Here is a 13,878-nt window from a genome sequence, read left to right as displayed (position 1 = left end):
GCCGGCAGCGCCTCGTCGGGCAGGTTGCGGGTCTCGGCGACGACGGCCAACGCCCGGTACAGGCCCACCTGGCCCTGGCGCAGGCCAGCGTGCAGCACCCGGTGCCGGCGGGGCGCGAGGGCCAGCTCGAGCCGTCGGGACACCTCCGCCCGCCCGACCCCGGTCGCGCAGGCGATCTCGTCCGCGACGACCCGGTCTGCCGACAGCGGGATCGGGGACCTCGGGGCGAACCGGGCCAGCTGCTGGTCCTGGATGGTGTGCAGTGCCGCGTACGCCTGCAGCAGCCGGGCTTCCAGCCGCGCCTTGGCCCGCTCCAGCGCCTCGACCTGCGACAGCACCCGGTCACCGCACGCGTCGAGCCGCTCATCCCGGAAGGCTCGCGGCGCAACCACGACACCCGCCCCGCGGGGTGCCGCACCAGCCGCGAGCGAACCCGGCACACCCCCGACCCCCGGCCGCACCGGCCCCACCGGCCCCACCGGCCCCACCGGTCCCACCGGTCCCACCGGTCCCGACACCGGACCCGGCGAGCCGATCCCCTCGGCAGCGACAACCGAGCAGGCCTCACGGCGCTCCCGGTCGGCGGCGAGGATGCGCCGGACCCGAGCCAGGCGACCGGTCGCGCCCGGGCTGGGCGGCGCGTCGAGGTAGGGCATCGCGCCGCTCCTCTCGCCGGGGGGTCTCCTACCTTCATTAGAACACGTGTTCGAATAGATTTCAAGGGTCGACGACAGGTTGTGGACGCGGAACTCCTTGTAGCGCAGGCCCGTCCACAGCCATCGCGGCAGAACCGTGAAGCGAGCCCACCCGCGCGGTACGGTCGGGCTCATGCCGACCGAGCAGCGCAGCCACGTCGTCGCCATCGACCAGGGCACCACGAGCACCCGCGCCATGGTGTTCGACCGAGGGGGCCGCGTCGTGGCCGTCGACCAGCTCGAGCACAGGCAGGTCTTCCCGCGCGCGGGCTGGGTCGAGCACGACGCGTCGGAGATCTGGTCCAACACGCGTCAGGTCGTCGGCGGGGCGCTCGGCAAGGCCAACCTCAACGCGACCCATGTGGCCGCCGTCGGCATCACCAACCAGCGCGAGACCGCGGTCGTCTGGGACCGCGTCACCGGCGAGCCGATCCACAACGCGATCGTCTGGCAGGACACCCGCACCCAGGCGATCTGCGACGAGCTCGCCGCCGCCGACGGCGCCGAGAGGTGGCGCGAGGTCACCGGGCTGCCGCTCGCCACCTACTTCGCCGGCCCCAAGGTGCGCTGGATCCTCGACCACGTCGATGGCGCGCGGGAGCGGGCCGAGGCCGGCGAGCTGCTCATGGGCACCATCGACTCCTGGCTGCTGTGGAACCTCACCGGCGGCGCGGCCGACGGCGGCGTCCACGTCACCGACGTCACCAACGCGTCACGCACGCTGCTCATGGACCTGCGCACCCTCGAGTGGGACGAGGGCCTCTGTGCCGCAATGGGCGTCCCGCGTTCGATGCTTCCCGAGATCCGCTCGTCGTCGGAGGTCTACGGCACGTGCAAGCCGGGCATCCTCATCGACGTGCCGGTCGCGGGCATCCTCGGCGACCAGCAGGCGGCGACGTTCGGCCAGGCCTGTCTCGAGGTCGGCACGGCCAAGAACACCTACGGCACCGGCAACTTCATGCTCCTCAACACCGGCGAGGACATCGTCGCCTCCGAGAACGGCCTGCTGACGACCGTCTGCTACCGCCTCGGCGAGGCGCCGCCCGTCTACGCCCTCGAAGGGTCGATCGCCGTCACGGGGTCGCTCGTGCAGTGGCTGCGCGACAACCTCGGAATCATCAAGGACGCCAAGGAGATCGAGGCGCTCGCGGCGAGCGTCGACGACAACGGCGGCGCGTACTTCGTGCCCGCCTTCTCCGGCCTCTTCGCCCCGCACTGGCGCCCCGACGCGCGCGGCGCGCTCGTCGGCCTCACGCGTTACGTCAACAAGGGCCACATCGCGCGAGCGGCGTTGGAGGCCACGGCTTTCCAGGCGCGTGAGGTGCTCGACGCGATGAATGCCGACTCGGGCGTGCCGCTGAGCGAGCTCAAGGTCGACGGCGGCATGGTCGGCAACGACACCCTGATGCAGTTCCAGGCCGACCTTCTCGGTGTCGACGTCGTGCGGCCGGAGGTCGCCGAGACCACGGCGCTCGGTGCCGCCTATGCCGCGGGCCTCGCGGTCGGTTACTGGGAGTCGACCGACGAGATCCGTGAGAACTGGCGGGAGGGCCGCCGGTGGACGCCGCAGATGGACGACGCCGAGCGGGACCGCCTCTACCGCCAGTGGAAGAAGGCCGTGCAGCGCACCCTCGACTGGGTCGACGACGACACGCGCTGACGCGTCGGGGCGCTGACCCGTCGGCTCAGCCCTCCTCGAGGTGCAGCACCACCTTGCGCAGGAGCGTGTTGAGCGCCCGGAGCTCCGCGGTGTCGAGGGCCGAGAAGGCCGCCTTCTCCCGAGCGAGTCCCGCCTCGATCCCCTTCTCCCACAGAGCGCGTCCCGAAGGGGTGGGTCGAACGAGGATGCGGCGGCGGTCGACCGGGTCGACCTCGCGCGTCACGTTCCCACGTTGCACCAGCCGGTCGATGCGTGAGGTCATCGCCGCGCGGGTGACGCCGCACGCGTCGGCGAGCTGCGCCGGCGTCGCCTCCTCGGGGTAGGGCTGGATCAGGAGGGCGTGGAGGGTCCAGTAGTCCTCGATGGTGTCGTCGCTGTCGGCGTAGGCGGCGTGGTCGCCGGCCTTGATCCGCTTGGTGATCGCCTGCATCCGGGTGACGGCACCCTCCACCTCCGGGTCCATCCCGTCGAGGAGTCCGGTCCACCGGGCGACGTGCCGGTCCACGGAGTCCTGCTGCTGTCGGGGCTGCCGCGGTGCCTTCGCCATGGCGTCAGTGTCCCAGACCGACTCCGTTGCTGGAACTCTCTGATAGTTCATTGACAGATAGTCAGACGTCTAACTAATCTCGAACCATGTCCATCCGAGAGCTGTCCGCCGTGCGCGACTTCCGCCTCCTCGTCACGGGCCAGGCCCTCTCCTGGGTCGGCGACGCGTTCCACCCCATCGCGCTCTCGGTCGCCATCGTCCTGGCGGGCGGCGGCGCCACCGAGCTCGGCGTCATCGCCGCGTCGGCCATGGGTGCCCGGCTGCTCTGCACCCTCCTGGGCGGGGTCTGGGCCGACCGGGTGGCGCCGCACCGGATCATGGTCGTCGCCGACCTCGTCCGCGCCGCGACCGCGGCCGCGACGGCCCTGGTCTTCCTGCTCGGCGACCCGCCACTGGCCCTGCTCGCCGGCCTCGCGGCCGTGACGTCGGGTGCGGGGGCGTTCTTCTTCCCGGCGTTCGTGTCCCTGCGGCCGCTGGTCGTCCCCGCGGACCGGCGTCAGGACGCCAACGCCGCCATCAGCTTCCTCCAGTCCGCGGCCCAGATCGCCGGCCCGCTCCTGGCCGGACTCGTCGTCGCCCACGCCGGCCCGGTCGCCGGGTTCGCCACGAACTCAGCCACGTTCGTGTGGTCGGCGGTCAGCGTCGCCCTCGTCCGGGCCCGCGCCACGCGCCGCACCGAACGCACGTCCGTGCGCGCCGAGATCGTCGAGGGCCTCGCCGAGATCCGGCGTCACGACTGGCTCTGGACCGGCCTCGTCTCGGCGGGGATGTTCCACGTTGCCACCGGCGTGCTCGTCGTCCTCGTCGAGGTGACCGCGGTCCGCGACCTCGGCGGAGCCAAGGCGCTCGGCCTCGTCGTGGCCGCACAAGGCGTCGGCGGCATCGTCGGCGGCCTGCTCGCGATGCGCCTGCAGCCGCGGCGGATGCTCCTCTGGGCCTTCGTCGCGCTCGGGCTGTTCCCGCTCTTCCCGCTCGCCTTCGCCTGGCCGGGCAGCCTGGCCGGCATCCTCGTCTGCGGCCTCGTGGCCAACGCCGGCCTGATGTTCTTCGCCGTCGGCTGGGACACCGCCCTGCAGGACGGTGTGCCCCACGACCGCCTTGCACGCGTCGCGTCGTGGGACATCCTCATCTCGTTCAGCGCGATCCCGCTCGGCAACCTGCTCGTCGGCCCGATCAGCGACCGGTTCCCGACCGGCGCCGTCATGGCCGGGGTGGCCGTGTGGATGCTCGTCGCCGGCTGCTGGCCGGTGCTCGTCCGCGGGGTGCGCGACTTCGCCCGGGGCGGCGGCGCTCCCTCCGCGGCCCCGGGCGTCGAGCCTCAGCCCAGCGCGGCGATCGCGGCGTCGTAGTCGGGCTCCTGGCCGATGCTCGGCACGACCTCGACGTGCGTCACGACGCCCGACGCGTCGACGACGACCACCGTGCGCGCCAGCAGGCCGCGCATGCCGCCATCAGCCATCGTCACGCCGTAGTCCTGGCCGAAGCTCGACCGGAAGGTCGAGGCCGTCACGACGTCCTCGATGCCCTCGGCGCCGCAGAACCGGCGCAGCGCGAACGGCAGGTCGGCCGAGACGCAGATGACGGTCGTGTTCTCCAGGCCCGCGGCCAGCTCGTTGAAGCGGCGGACGCTCGCGGCGCAGACGCCGGTGTCGATGCTCGGGAAGATGTTGAGGACGACGCGGCGGCCCCGTGGCAGCTCGAGGTCCTTGAGGTCGGTGCCGGTCAGCGTGAAGGAGGGCGAGGGGCTGCCGACGGCGGGCAGGTCGCCGACGGTGTGGACGGGGATGTCTCCGAGTGCGGTGATGGCCATGCCGTGTTTCTAGCACCCGTGGCCGGACGCGTAGGTTGTGGCCCATGAGCCCGACGCGTCCCCCCGAGCGCCAGACCGGCCGGCCGGCCGACGTGCCTGCCGGCGGTGGCGCCCGGTTCCTCATCAACTGCATCGGCATCGTCGGGCTCGTCTTCGGGCTGCTGCCGATCGTGCGGTACGTCCTCGAGCTCGACCTCTTCGCGTTCGCGACCGCTCCCTACGACTGGCTGAAGCTCGAGGGCGCGGTGCGCTACCTGCCGCCCCTCATGGTGCTCGTCGTGTGCGGCGTCGCCGCGTACCTGCTCGAGAAGCGCCTGGAGCGCCAGCAGGCCGACGGCGACCGCTGACCGACGCGTCAGGCGGTCGCCCGGAGGGTGGCCACGGCGCTCGGCGCCGTGAGCAGGGCCCGGTACGCCTCACCGTGGCGTTCGAGGTCCGCGCCGTCGAGGACGCGTGCTCCGTGCACGAGGGTGCGGGGGTGGTCGGTCATGGGTTCTTCCGGTCGTGCTGGAGGGGATCAGCGGAGGCGTCCGGCCGCGTCGACGCCGGTGAGGGCGGCGCTCGCCTCCCACAGGCTGCGGGCGAGGTGGCGGTCGAGGCTGGCGCGCGAGGACTGCTTAGGTCGGCGGTTCGCGAAGTAGACGCCGGTGACGCCCTCGACCTCGGGGGAGGCCGCGAGGTGCAGCGGGGTCTCGGCGCCCTGCTCGGGCGTCTTCATGAACGGCGTGACGAACGGGATCATCAGGCGCATGAGGCCACCGGCGTCCTCGCGCCCGAAGGCCGTGCGCACGACGCCGGGGTGCAGCACCGTCGCCGTGACGCCGGTCCCCTCGAGCCGGCGCGCCAGCTCGTAGGTGAACAGGACGTTGGCCAGCTTGGACGCGTTGTAGGCCCTCTGGCCGTTGTACGCGCGCTCGCCCTGGAGGTCGTAGAGGTCGATGCGGCCCATCGCCTGGGCGGCGGAGGACACGGTGACGACGCGCGCGGGGGCGCTCGTGACGAGCAGGTCGTGCAGCTCGTGCGTCAGCAGGAACGGCGCGAGGTGGTTGACGGCGAAGGTGCGCTCGAGGCCGTCGGCGGTGAGGTGGCGATGGGCCCAGTAGCCGCCGACGTTGTTGACGAGCACGTGGAGTCGGTCGTACCGCCCGCGGACGTCGGCGGCGAGCCGGCGCACCTCCGACTGGGAGGACACGTCCGCCTCGAACACGTCGACGACGGCGTCGGGCGCGGACGCGCGGATGGCGTCGGCCGCGGCGTCGCCGCGTTCGGCGGAGCGGCCGACGATGCCCACGCGGGCGCCGAGCCCGGCGAGACCGGTGGCCGTGGCCACGCCGATCCCGCCGGTGCCGCCGGTGACGAGCACGGTCCTGCCGTGCAGGCTCCCGGCCGCGCTGGCCATGGTCAGCGCACGACCTTGATGTTGAACATGCCAGTGCCGAGGGCGCCCATGGTGCGCAGCCACAGCGGCAGGAGCATCTCGGTGCCGCGGGCGGTCTCGATGCCGCCGAGGTCGATGACGTCGTCGTGGCCGAACTCGGTGAGCAGCGCCGTGACGGTCGCCTTGGCGTCGGCGTCGTCGCCCGACACGAACACCGTCGTGCTCTCGCCGAGCAGCTTCGGCTCGACCATGAGGGCGGCGGTCAGCGTGTTGAGCGACTTGACGACCCGCACCTGCGGGAACGCCTGCTGGATGCGCTCGCCGAGCGAGTCGGTGTCCTTGACGAACAGGCTGGGCGGGAAGCCGGCCGAGAAGTCGAGCGGGTTGGAGATGTCGAGCAGGACCTTGCCCGCGAGGTGGTCGGCGCCCGCAGCCGTGAGCATGTCGAGGGCGGCGTGGCCGTTGCCTGCGAGCACGACGAGCTCGGCGGCCGCCGCGGCCTCGGCGAAGGTCGCGAGCGCGACGTCACCGTGCTCGGCGTGCCAGGCGGCGAACGGCGGGTTGCCCATGCCGTCGGGCTCGGTGCGGGCAAGGGTCTCCTGCGGGTCGCGGGTGCCGACGACGACCGAGTGGCCGAGGCGCGAGAGCGCGCCGGCGAGGGCCTGGCCGACCATGCCGGTGCCGAGAACTGCGATGTCCATGAGGTGTCCTCCGAGGTGGGAAGCGCGTGGGTAGACAGGTCTGTCTAGGTGCAGTCGTGGACACTAACAGACAGGTCTGTCTATTATCAAGGGGTGCCTGCGACCGCTGCCCGTGACCGGATCCTCGAGACCGCCTTCGCCCTCTTCTACGCCCGGGGCATCCGGGCGGTCGGCGTCGACCTCATCATCGGCGAGTCGGGTGTCGCCAAGGCGACCTTCTACAAGCACTTCCCGGCCAAGGACGAGCTCGTCCTCGCCTACCTCGACAAGGTCGACGGCATCTGGACCGGCCAGCTGAAGGCCGCTGCCGAGGCCGCGGGAGACAGCCCCGCCGAGCAGCTCGTCGGCCTCTTCGACGCGCTCGGCTCGGCCTGCCGGCGCGACAACTACCGCGGCTGTGCCTTCATCAACGCGGCCGCCGAGTCGCAGCCGGGCACGCCCGTCCACGACCGGACGGTCGCCCACAAGCAGTCCGTCCTCGCCTGGGTCCGCGACCTCGCCGCCGACGCCGGTGCCGCCGACCCCGACGGGTTGGCCCGGTCGCTCGTCCTGCTCCTCGATGGCGGCCTGGCCGACGGCGCCCTGGCCGCCGACCCCGCGGCGGCAGCTGCGGCTCGCCGGACCGCAGAGCTGATCGTGGCCGCCGCGCTGCCGCCCGCCGCGTGAACAGTAATGGACTGACAGATTTGCGATTCTGTCAGTTGTGACGCACGCTGGGGACATGACGACCGCCAACACCTCCACCGAGCTGTCCCCGCGCCGCCTCGGCGCCACCGGCCCCACCGTCGCAGGCCTCGGCCTCGGCCTCATGGGCATGTCCGACCTCTACGGGCCGGCCGACGAGGGCGAGTCGATCGCCACGATCCACGCCGCCCTCGACGCCGGCGTCACACTGCTCGACACCGGCGACTTCTACGGCATGGGCCACAGCGAGCTGGTCCTGCGCGAGGCCCTGCGCGGCCGCGACCGCGAGAACGCCGTCATCAGCGACAAGTTCGGCGCCCTCCGCGGTCCCGACGGCTCATGGGGTGGGATCGACACGCGTCCCGCCGCCATCAAGAACTTCCTCGGCTACACGCTGCAGCGGCTCGGCACCGACCACGTCGACATCTACCGTCCCGCGCGCCTCAACCCCGAGGTCCCCGTCGAGGAGACCGTCGGCGCGCTCGCCGACCTCGTGCAGGCGGGCTGGATCCGACACATCGGCCTCTCCGAGGTCGGCGCCGACACGCTCCGTCGCGCGGCGGCCGTGCACCCGATCGCCGACCTGCAGATCGAGTACTCGCTCGTCTCGCGCGGCATCGAGGCCGACATCCTCCCGGCCGCGCGCGAGCTCGGCGTCGGCGTCACGGCCTACGGCGTCCTCTCCCGCGGCCTGCTCTCGGGCCACTGGAGCGCCGACCGCGACGTGCGCGACCCGCGTGACTTCAGGGCCCACCTGCCGCGATTCTCCGGCGAGAACCTCGAGTCCAACCTCCGCCTGGTCGAGGCGCTGCGTGAGGTCGCCGAGGCGCGCGGGGCCACCGTCGCCCAGGTCGCGATCGCCTGGGTCGCCTCGCGCGGCGAGGACGTCGTGCCCCTCGTCGGCGCCCGCACCCGCGTGCGGCTCGAGGAGTCGCTCGGCGCCGCTGGGCTCGCACTCACCGACGCCGACCTCGCCGCCATCGAGGCCGCCGTACCCGCCGACGCCGTCGCCGGCACCCGCTACGACGCGATGCAGATGTCCTTCCTCGACAGCGAGAAGTAAGTTGCCGTCCGTGACCGAGCCGCTGACCGCCGAGAGCATCCTCGACACCGCCGAGGAGGTGCTGCGCCGCTTCGGGCCCGCCAAGACGACCGTCGTCGACGTCGCCCGGGCTCTCGACGTCAGCCACGGCTCGGTCTACCGGCACTTCAGCAGCAAGGCGGCGCTCCGCGATGCCGTCACGCGGCGGTGGCTCGAGCGCGTGTCGGCGCCACTCGCGGAGCTCGTCGACGGCCCCGGCGACGCGTCGACGCGGTTGCGCGCCTGGGTGCGTCGTCTCGCCGCGACGAAGCAGGGCATCGCGCGCGAGGACCCCGAGTTGTTCGCGACCTTCCGCAAGGTCACCGACGAGGCCGGCGAGGTGGTCGACGCGCACGTCGCCCACCTCGCCGCACAGCTCGCCGCCATCGTGGCCTCGGGGGTCGAGGCGGGCGAGCTGACGGCCGCCGACCCGGCCGCCGCCGGCCTCGCCGTGCTCCAGGCGACGGCGATGTTCCACCACCCGGCGCACGCCGACGAGTGGCGTCACCCAGGTCTCGACGAGCAGCTCGAGGCCGTCCTCGACCTCGTCGTCGACGGCCTGCGCGCCCGTCCGTGATGTGATGGGCCCATGACGGTCCGGGCCCGCCTCATCGCTGCGCTCGGGGTGGTGCTCGCAGCCGGCGTCACGGCGCTGCCCGCGGCCCACGCGTCGACGGCGGTCGTGCGTCCCGCAGCATCCCCGGCACCCGTCGCCCAGCAGGTGTCGGTGCGCCCGGAGCCCGACGGCACGCCGGTGCGGCTCGACGTCTCGGTGTACCCGCAGACCACCGGCCGGCACCCCGTCGTGCTGCTGGCCCACGGCTTCGGCGGCAGCAAGGACTCCGTCGCCGTCCAGGCGGTCGAGCTGCAGGAGCGGGGCTACGTCGTCGTCACGTGGAGCGCTCGCGGCCACGGCGCGTCCGGCGGCCGGATCCACCTCGACGACCCGCAGTACGAGGTCGCCGACGCCCGTGCCCTGCTCGACCTCGCGGCAGCGCGTCCGGACGTCGAGCTGGACGCCTCGGGCGACCCGAGGGCCGGCGTCATGGGCGCCTCCTACGGCGGGGCGCTCGCGCTCCTGCTCGCCGGCGCCGACCCGCGCATCGACGGCGTCGTCGCCGCCATCACGTGGAACGACCTCGCCGAGGCGTTCTTCCCGCAGGCGGCCCTGACGCGCCCGCCCACCACTGCGGCCGGACGTTCTCCCGTCGCCGAGGCGGGCCCGTTCAAGCAGGTGTGGGCCTCGAACTTCTTCCTCGGTGCCCGCCGGGGGGCGGGCGCCGCGACGTCCGAGTGCGGCCGGTTCGACCCGACGATCTGCCGCCTCTTCGTCCAGGCGTCCGAGACGGGCACGCCGTCGCCGCAGCTGCTCGCCCTGCTGCGGGCCCACAGCCCGCGCGCCACCATGCCGCAGGTCAAGGCGCCGACGTTCCTCGTGCAGGGCCAGGCCGACTCGCTCTTCGGGCTCGACCAGGCCGACGCCACGGCATCCGCGCTCGACGCGTCCGGCACCCCGTACGCCGTGCGCTGGAGCGACGGCGGCCACGACGCCCCGAGCAGCCGCGAGCGCGAGGAGACCGACGCGTCCTACGCCTGGCTCGACCACTGGGTGCGCGACATGGCGCCGCGCGGATCTGCCCTGCCCACAGCGGCTTTCACCTACTCGACACCAGCAGCCCGGCGCGGCCAGGCGTCGCAGCTGTTCACCCTGCCGCACTACCCGGGCCTCGGCGGTTCGACCCTGTCGACGACGACGCTGCCCCTGCGCACGACCACCGGCGTGCTCGCGCACCCGCCGGGTGGCCAACCCGCCTCGCTCATCGCGGTGCCGGGGCTCGCAGCCCTCGGCGTCACCCTCTCGACGTACCAGATCGCTGCTCTGCCAGGGCAGTCCACCGCCCTCGACACCGAGCCGGTCGCCACCGGCACGACGGCCGTCGGCTCGCCGGCCCTGAGGCTCACCGTCACCTCCGACCAACCGACCGTCACGCTCTTCGCCTCGCTGTGGCGCGTCAGCGGCGGCCAGGCGACGCTGCCGCACGCGCTCGTCGCGCCGCTGCGGGTCACCGTGACGCCCGGACGCCCGACGCCGGTGACCGTCTCGCTGCCCGCCGCCACCTACCCGATGCCGGCCGGCAGCCAGTGGCGCGTGCTCCTCACGACGACCGAGTCGACGTTCTCGAACGACCGGACGCCGGCCACCATCAGGGTGCGCGCCGACGGCGGCCTCGTCGTGCCCGTCGCGACGGGCGCCCCCGCCGGCGGCTCGGGTACGGGCGTCGACACCGAGACGCGCGTCGCCGCGTCGGTGCTCGCGGCCCTGCTCCTCATCGCCCTGGGTGGCTGGCTCGCCGGCCGGCGGAGGCGCGCGCACGTGGCGCCACGCCCCGACCTCGACGACGTGCCGCTCGTCGTCGACGGGCTCGTCAAGACCTACGCCGACGGGCACCGCGCGGTCGACGACGTGTCGTGGCGGGCCGAGCGCGGCCAGGTCGTCGGGCTGCTCGGCCCCAACGGCGCCGGCAAGACGACGACGATGCGCATGGTCATGGGACTCATCTCCTCCGACGCCGGCAGCGTGCACGTGCTCGGCCAGCCGGTGACGGCCGGCTCCGACGTGCTCGGCCGGGTCGGCGCCCTCATCGAGGGGCCCGGCTTCCTGCCGCACCTCACCGGCCGACAGAACCTCGAGGCCTACTGGCGTGCCACGGGCCGGCCGCCCGAGGACGCCCACCTCGACGAGGCCCTCGACGTCGCGGCCCTCGGCGGCGCCGTCGACCGCCCGGTCAAGTCCTACAGCCACGGCATGAAGCAGCGGCTCGGCATCGCCCAGGCGATGCTCGGCCTGCCCGAGCTGCTCGTCCTCGACGAGCCGACGAACGGCCTCGACCCACCGCAGATCGCCGCCATGCGCCCGATCCTGCGCCGCTACGCCGACACCGGGCGCACCGTCGTCGTGTCGAGCCACCTGCTCGCCGAGGTCGAGATGACGTGCACCCACGTCGTCGTCATGCACGCCGGACGCGTCGTCACCCAGGGCCCCGTCGCCGACCTCGTCGACAGCCAGGACACGACGCTCGTCGACGTCGAAGAGGGCGTCGAGCGGCACCGCCTCCACGACCTCGCTTCCGCGCTCGAGGCCGCGCCCGGCGTCTCCGAGGTGCGCGTCGACACCCCGACGCGTCTCGTCGTCGTCGCGGACCTCGACCGGGCCGCCGTCGTGCAGGCCGCCGTGGAGGCCGGGGTGCCGGTCGTCGGCGTCAGCAGCCGGCGCCACCTCGAGGAGGTGTTCCTCGGCGTCATCTCCGCGGCGGCGTCGGGCAACGGCACCGGCCCGGGCGACCAGTCGGTGTCGCTCGTCGACCGACTGAGGCAGGTGAGAGCCCGATGAGCGTCGAGGCCGTCAAGCGCATCCGCGACCCGCTCTCCTGGCGGGCCGAGCTCGGGCGTCAGTGGGGCCGACGCCGCACCAAGGTCGCCTTCGCGCTCGTCCTCGCCCTGCCGCTCATCCTCGTGGCCGCCTTCGCGTTCGGCGACCCGCCGCGTCCGGGTGCGGCTCCGCGGTTCATCGACCTCGCCCAGGACGGCTCGGCCAACTTCACCCTCTTCACGCTCTTCGCGTCGTCCGAATTGCTGCTCGTGCTCGTCGCCGCGCTCTTCTGCGGCGACTCCGTGCCGGCCGAGGCGTCGTGGTCGTCACTGCGCTACCTGCTCATCGCGCCGGTGCGGCGGTCGCGGCTGCTCACGAGCAAGCTCGTCATCGGGCTGGCCTCGACGGTGGCGGCGGCGGTGCTGCTCGTCGGGTGGTCGCTGCTCGTGGGCGGGTTCGCCTACGGCTGGGCGCCGCTGACGAGCCCGACGGGGGAGTCGCTGACGTGGGGGCAGCTGCTGCCGCGGCTCGCGCTCGCCCTGGCCTACGTCTTCGTGACGCTCCTGCCGACGGCCGCGATCGCGTTCTGGATCGGGGTGCGCTCCGACGCGCCCCTCGCCGCCGTCGGTGGCGCCGTGCTCTTCACGATCGTCCTCAACATCCTCGACCAGATCGACGCGCTCGACCCGTGGCGCAACGCCTTCCCGGGCCACTACAACCGGGCCTGGCAGGACATCATCGCCCTCGACCCGCAGTGGACGGCGGTCACCCACGGCGCGCTGTGGTCGCTCGTGTGGGCCGTCGCGTTCACGATGCTCGGCTACCGACGGTTCCGCCGGGCCGACATCCTCAGCTGAGCCCCACCTCGTCCCACGCGGGCTCGTCGTCCGGCATCCACGGCATTGCGCGGTCGGGTGGGGCGCCCGTCTCGAGCCACCCCCGCTCGCGGGCCACCGTGAGGGCGACCTCGACCATGCGGGCCGTCGTCGACGACGCGTCGTCGTCACGCCACGCCAGCGACCACGGGTAGTACGGCTGCAGCCCCTCGGGCCAGTACATCGGCAGGCCGGCTTCCACGTACTTCTCCGCGTAGGAGAAGAACTCGAGGTAGCGCACCGGGCCCGTGGCGCGCAGCACGTGGGCGATGCAGTGGCTGAACGCGCCCGGCGTCCCCAGCCAGCGCATCGACAGCCCGAGACGCGCCTCGAGGGCGGTCAGGTACTGGCCGTGCGCGTTGTACGTGCCCGAGTCGGGCGGGTCGCCGAACACGGCGAGGGGCCGATCGTGGAAGGAGGCACGTGGACGCGGTTCGTCGCCCGGTGGGCCGACGAGGACGAGTGGTTCGAGCCGGAGGAGCCGGTGCCGCCAGCCGGCGGGGTGCGCGAGGCGCATCCGCGGCGTCACGCGCAGGACGGCGACGTCGAGGCGACCCTCCACGAGCGCCCCGAGCTGGGTGATGCTGTCCATGGCCTGCTCGCGCAGCGGCACGGCGGGCTCGGCCCGGCCGAAGGCGTCCGCCACGATGCGGCTCGTCGACAGCTCGAAGACGTGCGCCATCCGGACGCCCTCGCGCCGCGGTGCCTGCGTCATCCCGTCGGCGAGGGCGAGCAGGGCCCGGGCGTCATCGAGGAACCGCTCGCCGCGCGCGGTCAGTGCCACGTGCCGGCTGTCGCGGTGCAGGAGCGGCGCTCCGACCTGCTCCTCCAGCCGACGCACCTGCTTGGACAGCGCAGGCTGGCTGACGTAGAGGCGGGCGGCGGCCCGGCCGAAGTGCAGCTCGTCGGCGACGACGACGAAGGACCGCACGAGCCGCAGGTCGAGGTCCACACATCCCTCCCCAGACGGCGGTGAGGGGGCCGGCGCGCCCCCTCGCCCACGGTACTGACGTGCGGCCCCGCTGGCGATGCCCCGCGGTTATCGATCGGCGCCGAACCGGTCTTGGACGCGGGGCG

The 13,878-nt window shown here is 73.3% G+C and carries 14 protein-coding genes and 1 pseudogene; 8 read left to right on the top strand and 7 right to left on the bottom strand.

Annotation, left to right across the window (positions count from 1 at the left end; genetic code table 11):
* A pseudogene (locus tag AC3A5R_RS14245) lies at positions 1–656 on the bottom strand (hypothetical protein); the annotation flags it as partial.
* Positions 657–828: 172 nt separating this feature from the next.
* Between AC3A5R_RS14245 and glpK the strand changes: the two are divergent.
* Positions 829–2,355, top strand: coding sequence for a glycerol kinase GlpK (gene glpK, locus AC3A5R_RS14240; RefSeq protein ID WP_487621421.1), 1,527 nt, complete (start codon positions 829–831; stop codon positions 2,353–2,355).
* Positions 2,356–2,380: 25 nt separating this feature from the next.
* Here glpK and AC3A5R_RS14235 read toward each other — a convergent pair whose 3' ends face one another.
* Positions 2,381–2,902, bottom strand: a complete 522-nt coding sequence (locus tag AC3A5R_RS14235; protein ID WP_487621420.1) for a MarR family winged helix-turn-helix transcriptional regulator — start codon at positions 2,900–2,902, stop codon at positions 2,381–2,383.
* Positions 2,903–2,988: 86 nt separating this feature from the next.
* On the opposite strand from AC3A5R_RS14235, the gene AC3A5R_RS14230 reads away from it, so the two are divergent.
* A complete protein-coding gene (locus AC3A5R_RS14230) occupies positions 2,989–4,251 on the top strand; it encodes an MFS transporter (RefSeq protein WP_487621419.1) in 1,263 nt (420 codons plus the stop codon).
* On the opposite strand, the gene tpx is transcribed toward AC3A5R_RS14230, so the two are convergent.
* Entirely contained in the window at positions 4,221–4,712 is a 492-nt protein-coding gene (gene tpx, locus AC3A5R_RS14225) for a thiol peroxidase (RefSeq protein ID WP_487621418.1), read from the bottom strand. The genes AC3A5R_RS14230 and tpx overlap by 31 nt on opposite strands.
* Before the next feature lie 44 nt (positions 4,713–4,756).
* Between tpx and AC3A5R_RS14220 the strand changes: the two genes are divergently transcribed.
* Positions 4,757–5,059 carry a hypothetical protein gene (locus AC3A5R_RS14220; RefSeq protein ID WP_487621417.1) on the top strand — a complete coding sequence of 101 codons (303 nt, stop codon included), beginning with the start codon at positions 4,757–4,759 and terminating at the stop codon, positions 5,057–5,059.
* 8 nt (positions 5,060–5,067) lie between these two features.
* Here AC3A5R_RS14220 and AC3A5R_RS14215 read toward each other — a convergent pair whose 3' ends face one another.
* Genes AC3A5R_RS14215 through AC3A5R_RS14205 form a run of 3 tightly spaced genes read right to left on the bottom strand, consistent with a single transcriptional unit; the run spans position 5,068 to position 6,791 of the window.
* Complete coding sequence (locus tag AC3A5R_RS14215; protein WP_487621416.1) at positions 5,068–5,202, bottom strand: hypothetical protein; 135 nt, start codon at positions 5,200–5,202, stop codon at positions 5,068–5,070.
* 27 nt (positions 5,203–5,229) lie between these two features.
* Positions 5,230–6,111 (bottom strand): SDR family oxidoreductase, encoded by an 882-nt coding sequence (locus AC3A5R_RS14210; protein WP_487621415.1) that lies wholly within the window; start codon positions 6,109–6,111, stop codon positions 5,230–5,232.
* Positions 6,112–6,113: 2 nt separating this feature from the next.
* On the bottom strand, positions 6,114–6,791 hold the full coding sequence (locus tag AC3A5R_RS14205) for an NADPH-dependent F420 reductase (protein ID WP_487621414.1): 678 nt from the start codon (positions 6,789–6,791) through the stop codon (positions 6,114–6,116).
* Positions 6,792–6,884: 93 nt separating this feature from the next.
* Between AC3A5R_RS14205 and AC3A5R_RS14200 the strand changes: the two genes are divergently transcribed.
* From AC3A5R_RS14200 to AC3A5R_RS14180, 5 genes are read left to right on the top strand one after another with little or no spacing between them, the layout of a single operon-like run.
* A complete protein-coding gene (locus AC3A5R_RS14200) occupies positions 6,885–7,457 on the top strand; it encodes a TetR/AcrR family transcriptional regulator (RefSeq protein WP_487621413.1) in 573 nt (190 codons plus the stop codon).
* A gap of 55 nt (positions 7,458–7,512) precedes the next feature.
* On the top strand, positions 7,513–8,538 hold the full coding sequence (locus tag AC3A5R_RS14195; protein WP_487621412.1) for an aldo/keto reductase: 1,026 nt from the start codon (positions 7,513–7,515) through the stop codon (positions 8,536–8,538).
* 10 nt (positions 8,539–8,548) lie between these two features.
* Positions 8,549–9,133 (top strand): TetR/AcrR family transcriptional regulator, encoded by a 585-nt coding sequence (locus AC3A5R_RS14190; RefSeq protein WP_487621411.1) that lies wholly within the window; start codon positions 8,549–8,551, stop codon positions 9,131–9,133.
* A 12-nt stretch (positions 9,134–9,145) separates the two neighbouring features.
* Positions 9,146–11,947 carry an alpha/beta fold hydrolase gene (locus AC3A5R_RS14185; RefSeq protein ID WP_487621410.1) on the top strand — a complete coding sequence of 934 codons (2,802 nt, stop codon included), beginning with the start codon at positions 9,146–9,148 and terminating at the stop codon, positions 11,945–11,947.
* A complete protein-coding gene (locus AC3A5R_RS14180) occupies positions 11,944–12,783 on the top strand; it encodes a DUF2705 family protein (protein ID WP_487621409.1) in 840 nt (279 codons plus the stop codon). Before AC3A5R_RS14185 ends, AC3A5R_RS14180 begins: the two co-directional genes overlap by 4 nt.
* Here the strand turns inward: AC3A5R_RS14180 and AC3A5R_RS14175 are convergent.
* Positions 12,776–13,753 (bottom strand): LysR family transcriptional regulator, encoded by a 978-nt coding sequence (locus tag AC3A5R_RS14175; protein WP_487621408.1) that lies wholly within the window; start codon positions 13,751–13,753, stop codon positions 12,776–12,778. The two genes, AC3A5R_RS14180 and AC3A5R_RS14175, sit on opposite strands and share 8 nt — an antisense overlap.
* Positions 13,754–13,878: the final 125 nt, after the last annotated feature.

The sequence above is a fragment of the Intrasporangium sp. Soil_C_50 genome, assembly GCF_057656595.1.
This window is presented reverse-complemented; position numbering and strand designations above follow the sequence as displayed.

Coding starts and splice junctions, on each gene's coding strand:
- glpK (WP_487621421.1), top strand. CDS start 829: ATGCCGACCGAGCAGCGCAGCCACGTCGTCGCCATCGACCAGGGCACC.
- AC3A5R_RS14235 (WP_487621420.1), bottom strand. CDS start 2,902: ATGGCGAAGGCACCGCGGCAGCCCCGACAGCAGCAGGACTCCGTGGAC.
- AC3A5R_RS14230 (WP_487621419.1), top strand. CDS start 2,989: ATGTCCATCCGAGAGCTGTCCGCCGTGCGCGACTTCCGCCTCCTCGTC.
- tpx (WP_487621418.1), bottom strand. CDS start 4,712: ATGGCCATCACCGCACTCGGAGACATCCCCGTCCACACCGTCGGCGAC.
- AC3A5R_RS14220 (WP_487621417.1), top strand. CDS start 4,757: ATGAGCCCGACGCGTCCCCCCGAGCGCCAGACCGGCCGGCCGGCCGAC.
- AC3A5R_RS14215 (WP_487621416.1), bottom strand. CDS start 5,202: ATGACCGACCACCCCCGCACCCTCGTGCACGGAGCACGCGTCCTCGAC.
- AC3A5R_RS14210 (WP_487621415.1), bottom strand. CDS start 6,111: ATGGCCAGCGCGGCCGGGAGCCTGCACGGCAGGACCGTGCTCGTCACC.
- AC3A5R_RS14205 (WP_487621414.1), bottom strand. CDS start 6,791: ATGGACATCGCAGTTCTCGGCACCGGCATGGTCGGCCAGGCCCTCGCC.
- AC3A5R_RS14195 (WP_487621412.1), top strand. CDS start 7,513: ATGACGACCGCCAACACCTCCACCGAGCTGTCCCCGCGCCGCCTCGGC.
- AC3A5R_RS14185 (WP_487621410.1), top strand. CDS start 9,146: ATGACGGTCCGGGCCCGCCTCATCGCTGCGCTCGGGGTGGTGCTCGCA.
- AC3A5R_RS14180 (WP_487621409.1), top strand. CDS start 11,944: ATGAGCGTCGAGGCCGTCAAGCGCATCCGCGACCCGCTCTCCTGGCGG.